The organism is Pseudomonas sp. Pf153 (assembly GCF_001269775.1).
GTDB lineage: Bacteria > Pseudomonadota > Gammaproteobacteria > Pseudomonadales > Pseudomonadaceae > Aquipseudomonas > Aquipseudomonas uvaldensis.
Genome location: NZ_LHVL01000030.1, coordinates 749351 through 763542 on the forward strand (window position 1 = coordinate 749351; position 14192 = coordinate 763542).

Here is a 14192-nt window from a genome sequence, read left to right on the forward strand (position 1 = left end):
TCAAGGTAAAAACGATGGCTAAGGTTCTAGCTGGTATTCGGGTTATTGAGCAGGGCACATTCATAACTGGTCCTAACGCAGGCATGCTCCTAGCTGATTTAGGAGCAGAAGTTATTAAGATTGAGCAACCGGAAACGGGTGACCCATTTCGTGCTTTTCAAGGCGGACTTTACAGCCCTCACTTTCAAACATACAACCGCAACAAACGAAGTGCGACACTTAACACCCGTGACTCTGACGACCAAGCGATATTCGATGAGCTCATCAAGACCGCAGATGTTTATATTCAGAACTTTCGGCCTGGCACTGCGGACAAGCTTGGCGTCGGCGAGAAACGGTTGCGCGCACTGAATCCACGCTTGATTTATTGCTCGATAAGCGGATTCGGGCCGGATGGACCAGCGGCTGGACGTCCCGCCTATGACACCGTCGCACAAGCAGCAAGCGGCTTTTTGAATCTGCTGATTAACCCGGCTAATCCACGAGTAGTGGGTCCAGCCATTGCTGATGCCTTGACAGGATTTTATGCAGCATATGGAATTTTGGGAGCACTTTTCGAGCGCAGCCAGGGTGGAAAAGGCAAAACTGTTGAAGTGTCAATGTTGGAATCCATGTGCCATTTCAACCTTGATGCCTTTACCCATTACTTTGCTGAAAACCAAGTGATGACTCCATACAGCAGACCTAGCGTATCTCAGTCCTACGTACTCGAATGTGCTGACGGTAAATGGGTCGCCCTACACATGTCATCGCCTGAAAAATTCTGGCAAGGACTTGCAGATGCCATTGAGCAGCCAGACATTTTCAACGACCCAAGATTCGCCACTCGCCAAGCGCGCATCCACAATCAAGAAGCGCTAATAGATTTTCTTGGCGAGCAGTTTAAATCACATACTAGGCAATATTGGTGTCTCAAACTAGAAAAAGCCGATGTACCTTACGCTCCAATGTACGACAGCAGTGAAGCTCTTCAGGACCCTCAAGCCAAACACTTGCAGCTACAGATCAGTACCAAACACCCTGAGAAAGGTGAATGGTTAACGGTCCGCTCCCCGGTTAGCTATGATGGACAGCGGTCACTTGATGTAACCGCCCCCCCCCTACTGGGAGAATTCAACAATGAACTTCGTGCCATGTTCCCGCTCGCATCAAAAACTTTCGCCTGAATAAATTATTTAGGATTTGAGGTAATCAACCATGATGCCAGAAACCCTATACGACAAGCTCTGGAGCAGCCACGCGCTAAAAACAAAAAGCGACGGAACGACGCTCCTATACATTGACCGACACTTAATTAATGAAGTAACCAGTCCGCAAGCTTTCAGTAGCTTGGAACAAGACAATCGCAGTGTTTGGCGGGCAAACAGTATAATTGCAACGGACGATCATAATGTTCCCACAGATGGGTTGCTGGTTCGTGACCAACTCGCAGCCAAACAATTAGCGAGACTAAAATCGAATATTGCGAACACTGGCGCTCTCGCATATTTCCCCCATGGAGATCCACAACAAGGCATCGTTCATGTAGTAGCGCCGGAAATGGGCGCTACCCAGCCAGGCATGGCGATTGTTTGCGGTGATTCACATACCTCTACACATGGAGCATTTGCTGCGCTCGCATTTGGAATCGGCACCTCAGAAATCGAACACGTACTTGCAACGCAGACATTGTTAATGTCGAAATCGAAAACACTGGAGGTGCGCCTAATAGGCCAATTGTCTAAGGGCGTCTACGCGAAAGATATAGCACTTAGTGTCATTGCAGCATTGGGTGCTTCTGGAGCCTCAGGTCATGTGCTCGAGTTTACCGGCAGCACACTGAAATTTCTGTCGATGGAAGCACGCATGACCCTGTGCAACATGGCAATAGAAGCAGGAGCCAGAGCAGGCCTTATTGGTGTGGATGATACAACAATCAGTTACCTCAAAGGCCGAACCTTCTCACCCCCGCCGCACCAAAGGGATTCGGCTGAAGCCTACTGGAGAACATTCACATCTGATACCGGCGCGAAATACGACAAACGTATTTCTATTTCCGTTGAAAAAATAAAACCGTGTGTGACGTGGGGGACGTCGCCAGACATGATGTCGGCAATTGATGGTTGCGTACCTTCGCCTTCCATGGAGACCGATTTCGGCCGACGTAGGGCTCTAGAACAGTCGTTAGTCTATATGGGCTTAGAACCGGGCCGCCGTCTTGATACTGTTGTTATTGACAAAGTGTTCATCGGGTCATGCACCAATGCCCGGATCGAAGACTTGCGAGAGGCGGCTAGTATCTTGCGTGGTCGTAAGATTTCGCGAACGATCAAGCTTGCTCTGGCAGTTCCCGGTTCCGGGGCAGTCAAACGTCAAGCTGAGACTGAGGGTATAGATAAAATTTTTATAGAGGCAGGCTTTCAGTGGCGACAACCTGGTTGTTCGATGTGCTTGGGTATGAACGAAGATAGACTCTCACCAGGGGAACGCTGCGCGTCTACTTCCAACAGAAATTTCGAAGGCCGACAGGGTGCAGGTGGCAGAAGTCACCTCCTCAGCCCAGCAATGGCCGCCGCGGCAAGCTTAACCGGCTATCTCTGTGATGTTAGGGAATTTCTTCAATGAAAATTTTTACACGTCATACTGGCACAATCGCAATACTCGATAAAAACAATGTTGATACAGACGCCATCATACCTAAGCAATTCATGCAATCATTGGAACGAACTGGGTATGGTCGCTTCATATTTGACGAATGGAGATATTTGGATCGCGGGAATCTCAACTCCTTACAGAAAAATAGAAAGCCTAATCCTTTATTTGAACTCAATGATCCACGTTACCAAGGTGCAACTGTGCTGTTAACACGTAAGAATTTTGGGTGCGGCTCTTCGCGTGAACATGCAGTTTGGGGGCTCCATGAATACGGCTTCAAGGTCATAATCGCTGAAGGCTTTGCAGATATTTTTTACAACAACTGTATAAAAAACGGCTTACTCCCAATCATCTTACAAACTAAAACCATAGACAAATTAATAAACGCAGTAAAATACAACACAACCAGCACCTCATTAAAAATAGACCTAAAACTTCAGGTGATAACAATTAAGAAATATCAAATAAAATTCTTCCTCCCTAGCTCTCACAAGAAGAAACTATTAACCGGAGCCGATGATATAACCGAAACCCTAGAACACAGAAAAGAAATTTCAAAGTTCGAGAACGTTCGCAGGACTAGCTATCCATGGCTATATCAGCAAGAAAAGCTTTAGTATCTTGCACTAAATAGGGAGATATATATGCACAAATCTCACTCACAACTTCTCCTCCTGACTTTTGCCGCAACCCTGCGCATAGACATACGTTAACGCCAATACAGCTTCAGGTTTGCTTTAGGCACCGGAGAGCAATTCATTTATTTAGAACGGAGTGACAAAAACTTTAGTTAAAGGTGTAAATATCGCAAGGAATGATACGGACCTCACCGTGCAGAAAAATCAGCAACCATCGTCATGATTGGTTTCATATTTATTTGAAAAAGACACTGCGGAGGGGCCTGTTTATTTGAATATGGAGGTCGTCGGCAGATGTTTGCTTTCAATCGTCACAGCAAAATTTTTTATCGACCTATAGAGGTAGCGCTGCGTTGGTGCCATCTGACAGAGTACGAAGCACAAATTCTCAAGGTAGAGTGGAGCGATCCAGCAATTCTTAGAAAGGCCTTCCCCCAATGGCCCTGTCTGCATGCGAATACCGAGAGAATTATCGATGCCGTCCAGCATGGTGAACTGACGTACGGCTGTCTCGGTGTGACAGTTTCTCGTGGTACTCCTGTCGATATAACCCAGCTAACCGTGCGCCACACCGATCTTAGAATGTGGATATCACGATACTACCCTGAACAAAAACCGCCCTTCCTTTTCGCCCGGCAACTCAATCAATCGGGCGATATAAATATTGGTACTTACCTAGCACTGCAAGCTGACAGAGAAGCCCTACAATTGCAGGTGAAAAATATAGAAACTGCTTATCAAAAGCTAATCTCTGAGCTTGAGGCTATCGGATTGGAAAAAGAGAATATACGGCTTTTGCTCAAAAGCAACAGTAAGGTCAGCGACCGCAGCGAAACTGTTTATCTTCACATAATTGGTGCGATGATCAGTCTATTTCTAGATCACTCACCCTCGGGGAAACCTCACTCAGTTTTCCGATCCCAAGCCGCCATTGTCGACGCACTGACCGCTTACCATAAAAACCTGCCTGGCATTTCCAAGCGTACCTTGGATGAAAAGTTTGCTGCCGCCAAACGCAGCCTGTCGAAGCGCTGAGTCGCATTGCACTGCAATCGCCCCAATTGCAGTGCAATGACGCTTCCCTCTTTTTTGCTATTCAATTTAGGTCACTTCCCACTACGCGCCAATCGGCGCCAGGAGTGACCATCATGTCCAGTCAATCCTTACCCACCGCTGAAGCACCTCAACCACAGGTCGAACGTCACATCATGCGACGCGAAGAAGTCGAACGAAAAACCGGCTTCAAGCGTGCGCACATCTACAACTTGATGAAAGAAGGGAAATTTCCTCAGGCTAAACGCATTGGATTACGGGCAGTCGGCTGGGACTCGCTGGAAATCGAGCAGTGGGTCGCGCAACGCTTAGACCAGCTGGTCTGATGTGATGCGTGTGGTATCGGTGGTTTCCACTAAAGGTGGGGTAGGCAAAACTACAGTAGCTGCCAACCTCGGTGGTCTGCTGGCGGATGCTGGTCTGCGCGTCCTGTTGCTCGATCTAGATAGCCAACCCACCCTCTCCAGCTATTACGCCCTGAGCCAGAAGGCTGAGGCAGGTGCGTACGAGTTCATCGCACTCAATCTAACAACTCCTGCACAGATTGTTTCCAAGACAGTGATCGCAGGGCTCGACCTGATCCTCTCCAACGACGATCAAGGCCGACTGAGCACCTTGCTGCTTCACGCTCCTGACGGGCGATTACGTCTGCTCAATTTGCTCGGCAATTTCCTTCCCAACTATGACGTGCTTTTGATCGACACCCAGGGCGCACGTAGCGTGCTGCTGGAGATGGCCATTCTGGCCTCCGATCTCGCCCTCTCTCCGATTACGCCGGAAATGCTCGCTGCCCGCGAGCTGCGGCGTGGCACCTTGAAGCTGCTCAGTGAGCTCGAACCGTTTCGCCACCTAGGCATTGCACCGCCGCCGTTGCGACTGCTACTGAACCAGGTGAATGCCATTCGGGTAGACACCCGGATGATCATCCGTGGACTGCGCGAGACCTTCGCTGGGGCGACCAACATCTCGGTTCTAGAAACCGTAGTTCCAGACCGAGTGGCGTATCTCAATGCCGCCTCCCTCGGTCTGCCAGTACACCGAATAGAGACGCGCAGGGCAAGTGAACGATGCTCGCCATCAGCGCTAGAAACCATGCAAGCGCTGGCCATCGAGTTATTTCCGGAATGGCGCGAGGCGATCTCTTCGGTGAGCCGATGCGCGGAGGTTCAATGAGACGTAACACCCAACCAGCATTTCTCGCCAAGTCATTTTTTATCGACCTTGATGTCAACAGCGTTTGGCAAGGAGTCTTTTGATGTTGGATCAGCTTCCCATCATCGTTCCACCCTCCATTCGACCACACCACTCACCTTGCGAGGAGTACTGCACCGTGGTCTTTCGCCTGCAGGGTGGGCGCTCGGCCATGGGGTGGTTCCTCGCAGAACTCTCCCGACATTTCGAAGGATCGGGCACTGCCGAGATCGTCAAGTTCAAGGTCGGTGACCATTTGCGTAACCGGCGTTAACTGAGGTTGTTCCGATGAAGAAGCTCAGTCAGCAAGAGATCACCGACAAGCTGCACCAGGACCACTTCCCTCGAGGGCCAGAACTGGAGCGGTTGTCCGATCCAGCTACTGACACGCCGATGTTGGTCACGCTGGAGCAGTTGCGGCCCTACGAACATAACCCGCGCTTCATCCGTAATCCGCTATACGACGATATCAAGGCTTCGATCCGTGAACGCGGATTGGACCAACCGCCACCGATTACCCGCCGCCCGGGTGAAACCTATTTCATCATCCGCAACGGCGGTAATACGCGTTTGGCAATTCTCGGCGAGCTGTGGCAGGAAACCCGCGACGAGCGCTTTTTTCGCATTCATTGCCTGTTCCGACCTTGGAGCAATGAAATCACTGCCCTGCTCGGCCATCTGGCCGAAAGCGATCTGCACGGCCAACTCACCTTCATCGAACGGGCTCTGGCGGTGGCCAAACTCAAAACCATGCTCGAAGCAGAGGGAGCTGTGCTCTCGCAACGTGAACTGGCACGACGTCTTGCCGCTGGGGGTTACCCTATTTCACAGTCGCACATCAGCCGGATGCTCGACACCCTCGAACACTTGTTGCCCGCCATTCCACAAACCCTGTATGCCGGTTTGGGCAAGCCCCAGATCGAACGCCTGATCGCTCTACGTAGTCAGGCTGAACGTACCTGGAACCGTTATCCAACCGCCCCCATCGCGTTCGCCGATTTTTGGCTCGACACCCTGGGCTACTTTGATGCCGAACCCGAGTCATTCGATCTTGAGCAGATCCAAGATGAACTACTCGAACGCATGAGCTGCTTACTCGGACAGTCCTACCGCATGCTGGCCCTGGAGCTGAGCGATACCCAACGGGTCATCTCGACGCCTGGTGTTGTCGTCACCACGCTCCCAGAGAACACCCCTCTGCCGAGCGTTGCTGAAGCCGCGGCAGGACCTCTCTCCTCCGAGTCCCGTCCCAAATCAACTGAGACCAGAACCCAGACTGAAACAGCACCAGAGGAACCGCTCACACCGCCCGAAACGAATGCCGTATCAGCGCTCAGCCCTCCCTCACGTGTTCAACAGATTCGCGAACAGATCGATCGTGAGACATCCGCCGAAGCAGCATCGACCATCGAAACCTGCACGATCGACGACATCTGGACCATCGCACCAGCACTGGATAGCCCCGAAGAACTGCGTTCGGCTATAGCCACACTCGCGCGGGAAATGGCGACCTATGCCGGATATCCTGAGAGCATCATCGATCAGCAGCTTGGCTTGGGCTTCGCCCTGAGTATCGAGCAAGTTGGTCTAACGACACCTCGCGCGACCGGCGTTCACCTAGTGCTCCTGGCCCTGTTGCGCGCTCAAGACGACGTGAACTGGGAGGATCGCAAGCAACTGCCCTCAGCCCTGTTCGGCCAGCTGTTGCTGGGGATCTATCAACTCCCTCTGACAGATCGTCCTGCCGTGGACGTAGGGCTGGAGCGACTGCCCGACAGTCTGTTAATCAAACTGTATCGTCTCATCCGCTTGGCCCGCCGCCTGATCGACTTAACGCTTACCCCTGAAGACAACTTACCGAAGGAGCTGCCATGAGCCTGTCCTTCAATGTGCTCAATCAGGCCATGCTGACTCAGGTGCTGCATGAGCTGCGCCTGGGTAACCTGCAACGCTGCAAGGCACTCGGACTGAGTGAGGAAGACATCTACTTGTTGCAATCCTTACCGCCCACCACGCTGTCGCGCCTGGCACATGCCACAGTGTCTTGGGTCGAGGTCAAGATTGACTCGCCGGTGCTGCATCGGTTGATCGAGCAAGCCGAACGCGACGAGCAGAACGAGCGCTTGATCAACCGAGCGCTCAAGCTGGGCGCCAGCAGCACCATCATGTACCAGTGCTTCGGCTTGGCGCATTCGGAAACCGCCCTGCGCCGACGTCTGCTCAAGATAGAAACCCGTAAGGGCCGCCCCCAGCATTTGAGCGAAGCGCAGGAACATGCGCTCTGGCAGCGTTGGTGCCAGCTACGCGTTCAGGACGGTACCGAGGATCAGCTCGACGCCATGATGATGCTGGCCGAGGAGCAACAGATCAGCTTGACCATCGTTTGGCAGCAGATCGACCAGTACAGCAACGGAACATGAACACTGCCCCGTCCAGTCGCTGGCAGCGTGTCCTGCAGCAATGCACCCAGCAGCTAAGTGAACGCTGGCCCGCACACCCCGCCACTGAACAACCCTCCAACCAGGCTCTGCAGGCGGGCTTACTGTTCAGTGGCCAATCACACGAAGTCGTGCCGCGGCGGCTGCTGTTGGATAATCGTCTGACGCCATTGGAACGCAATGCCTGGCAGGTGTTTCGACTCATGCTGCAAGGCCAGGGCGTGGTCACACCGCGTTATGAGGATTTGCAGCCTTACCTATCAAGCGTGCCCTACGGGGCGTCCGCCTCCCGTGAAACCATTGCTCGCGTCTTGACCATGCTCAGGCTCACGCGCTGGCTCAGCTTGGTGAGTCGCGGACGCGATCAGCTCAGCGGGCGTCTTCAAGGTTCTCTGTACGTTCTGCACGATGAGCCGTTAACCCCCGCCGAAGCCATGGAGCTGGATCAAGACTACCTAGAACTGGTCGGACATTGCCTCAGTCATAACACCAAGTCTGTGCGTATTGTCGCACAGCACATTTGGGAAGAAATCCGCCAAGACACGGATATAGATCAGGGTCGACTACCGACGCGGCTCGACAGCTGGGGCGAGCACTGGACGCAGCAAGGATTGGATCAGGCAACCGATGACGCTTTACACGATTCCGAACCGGGAGAAAATGCCCTCGTTCGGAATCGTGCAGGCCCTCGTTCGGATTCCGAACCGAGTCTGAACGCCAGTCTTTCCGGCACCGTTCGGAATCCGAACGCCGCCTGTACTGTATTAAAAGAAAGTATTTGTACAGTACCGCGCGCGACCCCAGCGGTGGATAACCTGCGCTGGCCCGCTGCGCTGCACCTGAGTCCAAACGAGCGTCAGGCCGTCGCCGTGGCGCTGAACAAGCTCAAACCAGTGGATCGGCAGGCGGTGCTCAACGAAGCGGGGGCACGCTGTGCGGCCGGTGGAATCCGCAAGCCAGCGGCGTATCTGATGGGCCTAATCCAGCGCGCACTGAATGGCGACTTTCGTCCTTGGGCAGGTCAGGCCGAACCGTCACCCATTGCAGAACCGCCCCCACCCCCACCCTCGCGGCCATCTCGACAACAGGGCGAACCAGCTTCTGCCCTGGCCCAAGCGTGCCTGAATGAGCTGCGCCAACTGCGCGGCAAACGCGGTGGGCGTCAGTAGATTTGATGCCACTGGCATCAAATCCATGGAGTTCCACTCTACGAACACGTCGGACCAAACTATGAAACTCTTAGGGAAAAGCCGGGGCACCCTTCCCACTGACGTCTCCATAGTTAGCCCTCTTAAACCAAACCGAACAGACTGCATTCAGCTTTTTGGCTGTCCTTGACCCTCATCTGTCGCAACGTTCCCGTCCAAGCTTATGCGAGGACAACACCGTGGCCGATCACTATCAACTCAACCTGGGTTCATTGCGTAGCAGCATCACTCTGACCCTGCACACTCACCACGCCGCCCGTATCTGGCAAGGTCGGACGGCACGCGAAGGCGTCCACTCGATCATGGGCATGGCCGGCTATATCAGTGTCACCAACCTGATCAAACAAACCGCGGCCCAGGACGACCCCTATGCCGACTGGGCCATCGTGCAACTCGAAGAAAAACTGACGAAGGCCAAGACCGGAATGCTGGAACTGACCCAGCAGCTGGACCGAATCAGACAGGACCTGCCGACACAGATCGACATGGGCGACAACCTCAACATCCACCCCGTCACCTTGCCGTTGTACATCGGCAGCCAGCTGGGTTTTCTGGCGGTTTACCTGCTGACCGACTACGACACCCTGGTGCGCCGGACCCTGTTGGCCCATCACACCGCCTTGATCGGCCGCATCGACATGGAAGCCTGGATCGACGACGGCGCCCATCTGCTGCGCAGCCTGTTCGGCCAGGCCCAGCGCTATCGGCATGCCGGCGTCACACGCGATGACATGGCGGCGAACAACGCCCGTGCAATAGCGGCCATCGAGAAGATGGGGTTACCCCCCATGGACATCCTTGAGGGTCATCGCCGCTCCCAGTTCGCGCCGCCAATCATTCGTCGTGGTGCTGTGCCAGTGGATGACGCTGACGCGTTGGCAGAGGAAGCGAGAGAGCCATCTGCGACGGTGGATGAGCCGGAGGACGAAGCATGAATCTCATGATCCCTGCTCAACCAATGCCCTTCGACGCGTTGACACAGGATGCCTATCGACAGCTCGAACACGCAGCCTCCCTAAAAGGCCTTTTAAAACCTTTTAAGGGTAAGGGGGAGTTGGAGCACCTGGCGCAGGTGGCGAGGGAAATCGAGGCGCAGTTATGTCACCTGATGGAGGCTGTGGTGCAGCAGGCCGGACAGCCTCCTTACTCAATGCTGGATATCCGATTGGTGTTGCAGAACACCAGCGCGGGCAGCACCTTTTTGCGTTGGCGCACCCGTGACTTTGTCCGTATGGGGGTTGCAGTCTGGGAACGCCAGATGAGCAACAAAACCCTGCCGCAGGTCGTGCGCGATGGACTGCACCAATTCGAATGCGATCGCATTGCACTGAACCTGCAGATGAGCGTGGTGCATTCGCTTTACCGCCAGGCCACGACCTGCGCGATCAAAATGGCCAGTGCCGAACGGCTGCTGCGCCAGTTCACACCAGCAGTGGAGATATCACGATGAGTACTTTTTTCGTCGGCGAAGGCAATATCGGCAGTGCGCCAGAGTTCCAGGAATTCGCCTCAGGCAATGACGAGCCACGGCGTTTACTGCGGCTGAATGTGTACTTCGACAACCCCGTGCCACGCGAAGGCAGCTATGAAGATCGAGGCGGCTATTGGGCGCCGGTAGAGCTCTGGCACCGCGAGGCTGAACACTGGAGCACGCTGTACCAGAAAGGCATGCGTGTACTGGTTGAGGGCCGCACAGTACGAGATGAGTGGGAAGACAGCGAAGACAACGCACGGGTCACCTTCAAGATCGAGGCCCGCCGCGTCGGCATCCTGCCTCATCGCGTGCACAGCGTGGTCATGCGGGAACGCTCCAGTGAACCGGCAGCATCTGCGACACCCGTCGGGCAAAACACAGAGCGCGCCAGTTCGCCTGCGTCGAAACCCAGAAAAAGCAGAAGGCAACCACCTACAGACTGACAGACTTCAGGCATAAAAATTGAGCCTTTGCGCGAAGTTGCTGAGCCGTTTTTTACTCTCTGCTCGTGAATATGCACACTGTCATCGGGCTGCGACGGGGTACTACCTCGTCCCATTCCCGGTTGCCCCGACTGACTAATATGAGGATCGTTCGATTCAGGTTTCTCATATCCACCACCTGCGGTTTCCAACAACGTTGCTCCGAACTCAATCCGGAGCAGTTCTATGCGTCTCTTTCTCTGCGAGAAACCCTCCCAAGGTAGGGACATCGCCAAGGTGCTCGGAGCCAGCCGACGTGGCGACGGTTGCCTGATCGGACCTGAAACAACCGTCACCTGGTGTATCGGCCACCTGCTGGAGACAGCAGCGCCTGAAGCTTATAGCGAGCAGTACAAGAACTGGTCGTTGGATCATCTGCCGATCATTCCTGCAAAGTGGCAGGTCGAGGTCAAACCCAAGACCGCGGCACAATTCAACGTCATAAAACGCCTGCTCAGCGAAGCCTCCACCGTCGTCATCGCGACCGACGCTGATCGAGAAGGTGAAATGATTGCCCGCGAACTGCTGGAGCGCTGCAACTACCTAGGCCCTGTTCTGCGCCTCTGGTTGTCCGCACTCAACGAGGCATCGATTCACAAGGCACTGTCCTCGCTAAAGTCTGATCAAGAAACCTTTCTGCTCTACCACTCCGCCCTCGCCCGCAGCCGCGCCGATTGGCTGATTGGCATGAACCTCAGCCGTTTGTTTACCCTTCTAGGACGGCGGGCGGGCTATGACGGCGTACTGTCGGTTGGACGCGTCCAAACGCCCACTTTGCGCTTGGTGGTTGATCGAGATCGCGCAATTGCCAGCTTCGTCTCAGTGCCGTACTGGGCGGTGGATGTGCACCTGTCCTCAATGGAGCAACCATTCATCACATCGTGGATACCACCAAACTCAGGACGTGACGAAGCTGGCCGCTGCCTGCAGCAAGCGCTTGCCAGTCAAGCCCTCCAAGCGATTTCTAGCAGCAAGACCGCCACCGTAGTCTCGCTGCAAACTGAGCATTGCCGCGAAGCGCCACCCCTTCCCGTCGACCTGAGCACACTGCAAGAAGTCTGTTCACGCAAGCTGGGAATCGGCGTTCAGGAAACCCTGAACATCGCCCAAGCCTTGTATGAAACCCACAAAGCCACCAGCTATCCGCGCAGCGATTGCCGTTATTTGCCAGAGAGTATGTTCAACGAGGTAGCCGCGGTATTCGATGCCCTGCTCAGAATGGATCCCGCGTTACGCCCAGCGCTCGCAAGCGTCGATCAATCATTGCGCTCACGAGCATGGAACGATGCCAAGATCACCGCGCACCACGCCATCATACCCACCACCGAAGCGGCGAACCTTGGGCGGATGTCTGAACAAGAGCGTCAAGTCTACGAACTGATTCGTAGCCACTACCTCGCGCAATTCCTGCCGCATCACGAATTTGATCGAACCGAGGTCGAACTGGAGTGCGGCGCCGAGCGTTTGACTGCGGTTGGCAAACAGATCGTCGTCCAAGGCTGGAAAGGCTTACTCTCCGACAACGCCGAAGACGATGAACCCAGTCAAAAGTCCCAGGTGTTGCCCGTCCTACAACAGGGTACGCAGTGCGCAGTGGACGACGTCGAACTCAAGTCCATGCGCACCGCCGCGCCCCAACCGCTCACCGAGGGCGATCTAATCAAGGCGATGAAAAACGTGGCCAAGCTGGTCAACGATCCACGCCTGAAACAAAAACTGCGAGACACCACCGGAATCGGTACCGAAGCCACGCGTGCCGGCATCATCAAGGGGTTGATTGATCGCGGTTACTTGCTGAAGAAAAAACGTGCCTTAATGGCCTCCGCCGCGGCCCATACCCTGATCGAGGCGGTACCCGCTGCAGTTGCAGATCCGGGTATGACAGCGATCTGGGAGCAAGCTCTGGATGAAATCGAAGCGGGACGCCTGACCCTGGATGCATTCGTTGCCAAGCAGGCGCACTGGATTACGCAGCTGATCGCAAACTGCGGAGCGCTTACCTTGTCGGTACCGGTCGAAGCCGGGCCTGTCTGCCCCATTTGCAACGCCTCAATGCGCAGGCGTAATGGTAAATCAGGGCCGTTCTGGTCATGCTCCCACTACCCGGACTGCAAAGGCACTCTGCCGATCAGCAAAGGTACGCGACACCCATGACGCGCCATTGGTGATCACCACAATCTTGGAGTGGATGTACAGGGTCAGTGCGTCATCAATGGAGGCTGATCTTTCTCCAAGTCACTTAGCGGTTGTCCGATTTCACGGGCCAAAGCGATGCCTGTCGCGATCCATATCTGCCCCAGTTCGTTGAACGCTTTCAGGTGAGCAGGATCTTCGTTGAGCCAATGAACAAGGCTGTCGAGGTGTGCGGGGTTATCAGGGCAATCATGGATCTTGATGAACAACTCCAGTGTTCGATCCCAGATCAGGTCCATGACGTCCTCGCGCTGCTCATCCATGCTCAACCTTGCCTCCGTTTGGCCCTATCAGACCGCTCAGTCTCACTGGTCACTTCGGGCTCTGATCCTTGGAGGAATAGATGTCACGTCGCGACAAACAGCAATTTCAGTCAATATAACAACCCCTTAAGTCGATACTCAACCGTTAAGGATGTTCATGTCAATGGGTCTTTGCTCAACCATTCGGGTTGAATCGGAGAACTCATCACTTGGCATATAAACATCCTACCCAAGCCCAAATCGGACGCATGATCGCGAAGCACCGCACTCAGCGTAATCTGACCCAGGAAGAAGTGGCTGAACGCTTGGGGATCGGCAGCGAAGCCATTTCGCGCCTTGAGCGGGGTGTGGTGGAGCTTTCCGTGGTCAAGCTGATGCAACTGGCGGACATCTTCGACTGCCGGATGGATGAACTGCTGACGGAGTCGAGCAATCGTCCCAACGACCAGGGCCAGATGATCGCGGGACTACTGAGCAGCCTTCAAGAAAGCGACCGTGCCTTCATCCTGTCGACCGTCGAACAGCTGGCCGCTCACCTCAGTAGCAAATAACCTCTGCGTCCACTGGCTTGACGCCGTCACACCCGCTCTGCTGTAGTGCCTCAGGATCATCGCTTAC

16 protein-coding genes are annotated in these 14192 nt (G+C 54.4%); 15 read left to right on the forward strand and 1 reads right to left on the reverse strand.

What is annotated here, in order from left to right; genetic code table 11:
* Window positions 1–14: 14 nt before the first annotated feature.
* The 14 genes from AD666_RS24445 (at window position 15) to AD666_RS24505 (ending at window position 13272) form a co-directional block, all read left to right on the forward strand.
* Window positions 15–1166: a CaiB/BaiF CoA-transferase family protein gene (locus AD666_RS24445; protein ID WP_053158106.1), complete on the forward strand. Its 1152-nt coding sequence runs from the start codon at window positions 15–17 to the stop codon at window positions 1164–1166.
* Between the two features lie 31 nt (window positions 1167–1197).
* On the forward strand, window positions 1198–2604 hold the full coding sequence (gene leuC, locus AD666_RS26355) for a 3-isopropylmalate dehydratase large subunit (RefSeq protein ID WP_082339952.1): 1407 nt from the start codon (window positions 1198–1200) through the stop codon (window positions 2602–2604).
* A complete protein-coding gene (leuD, locus tag AD666_RS24450; protein WP_053158109.1) occupies window positions 2601–3251 on the forward strand; it encodes a 3-isopropylmalate dehydratase small subunit in 651 nt (216 codons plus the stop codon). Before leuC ends, leuD begins: the two co-directional genes overlap by 4 nt.
* A 315-nt stretch (window positions 3252–3566) precedes the next feature.
* Entirely contained in the window at window positions 3567–4307 is a 741-nt protein-coding gene (locus AD666_RS24455) for a hypothetical protein (protein ID WP_053158112.1), read from the forward strand.
* Between the two features lie 113 nt (window positions 4308–4420).
* On the forward strand, window positions 4421–4651 hold the full coding sequence (locus AD666_RS24460; protein ID WP_053158114.1) for an AlpA family transcriptional regulator: 231 nt from the start codon (window positions 4421–4423) through the stop codon (window positions 4649–4651).
* 4 nt (window positions 4652–4655) lie between these two features.
* On the forward strand, window positions 4656–5498 hold the full coding sequence (locus tag AD666_RS24465; RefSeq protein ID WP_053158117.1) for a ParA family protein: 843 nt from the start codon (window positions 4656–4658) through the stop codon (window positions 5496–5498).
* Between the two features lie 82 nt (window positions 5499–5580).
* On the forward strand, window positions 5581–5790 hold the full coding sequence (locus AD666_RS24470; RefSeq protein ID WP_053158120.1) for a hypothetical protein: 210 nt from the start codon (window positions 5581–5583) through the stop codon (window positions 5788–5790).
* A gap of 14 nt (window positions 5791–5804) precedes the next feature.
* Window positions 5805–7391 carry a ParB family protein gene (locus AD666_RS24475; RefSeq protein WP_053158123.1) on the forward strand — a complete coding sequence of 529 codons (1587 nt, stop codon included), beginning with the start codon at window positions 5805–5807 and terminating at the stop codon, window positions 7389–7391.
* Window positions 7388–7936 carry a DUF2857 domain-containing protein gene (locus tag AD666_RS24480; protein ID WP_053158126.1) on the forward strand — a complete coding sequence of 183 codons (549 nt, stop codon included), beginning with the start codon at window positions 7388–7390 and terminating at the stop codon, window positions 7934–7936. The genes AD666_RS24475 and AD666_RS24480 overlap by 4 nt, the downstream gene beginning before the upstream one ends.
* Window positions 7933–9123, forward strand: a complete 1191-nt coding sequence (locus AD666_RS24485; protein ID WP_053158130.1) for an STY4528 family pathogenicity island replication protein — start codon at window positions 7933–7935, stop codon at window positions 9121–9123. Before AD666_RS24480 ends, AD666_RS24485 begins: the two co-directional genes overlap by 4 nt.
* Before the next feature lie 218 nt (window positions 9124–9341).
* Window positions 9342–10097: a PFL_4669 family integrating conjugative element protein gene (locus AD666_RS24490; RefSeq protein WP_053158133.1), complete on the forward strand. Its 756-nt coding sequence runs from the start codon at window positions 9342–9344 to the stop codon at window positions 10095–10097.
* Window positions 10094–10612: a DUF3158 family protein gene (locus AD666_RS24495; protein WP_053158137.1), complete on the forward strand. Its 519-nt coding sequence runs from the start codon at window positions 10094–10096 to the stop codon at window positions 10610–10612. The genes AD666_RS24490 and AD666_RS24495 overlap by 4 nt, the downstream gene beginning before the upstream one ends.
* Window positions 10609–11079, forward strand: coding sequence for a single-stranded DNA-binding protein (locus AD666_RS24500; protein WP_053158140.1), 471 nt, complete (start codon window positions 10609–10611; stop codon window positions 11077–11079). Before AD666_RS24495 ends, AD666_RS24500 begins: the two co-directional genes overlap by 4 nt.
* A 225-nt stretch (window positions 11080–11304) precedes the next feature.
* A complete protein-coding gene (locus AD666_RS24505; protein ID WP_053158141.1) occupies window positions 11305–13272 on the forward strand; it encodes a DNA topoisomerase III in 1968 nt (655 codons plus the stop codon).
* 44 nt (window positions 13273–13316) lie between these two features.
* Here AD666_RS24505 and AD666_RS24510 read toward each other — a convergent pair whose 3' ends face one another.
* Entirely contained in the window at window positions 13317–13574 is a 258-nt protein-coding gene (locus AD666_RS24510) for a hypothetical protein (protein WP_053158143.1), read from the reverse strand.
* Window positions 13575–13783: 209 nt separating this feature from the next.
* Here AD666_RS24510 and AD666_RS24515 point away from each other — a divergent pair, with 209 nt between their 5' ends.
* Complete coding sequence (locus tag AD666_RS24515) at window positions 13784–14125, forward strand: helix-turn-helix domain-containing protein (RefSeq protein WP_053158146.1); 342 nt, start codon at window positions 13784–13786, stop codon at window positions 14123–14125.
* The last annotated feature ends 67 nt before the right edge of the window (window positions 14126–14192 follow it).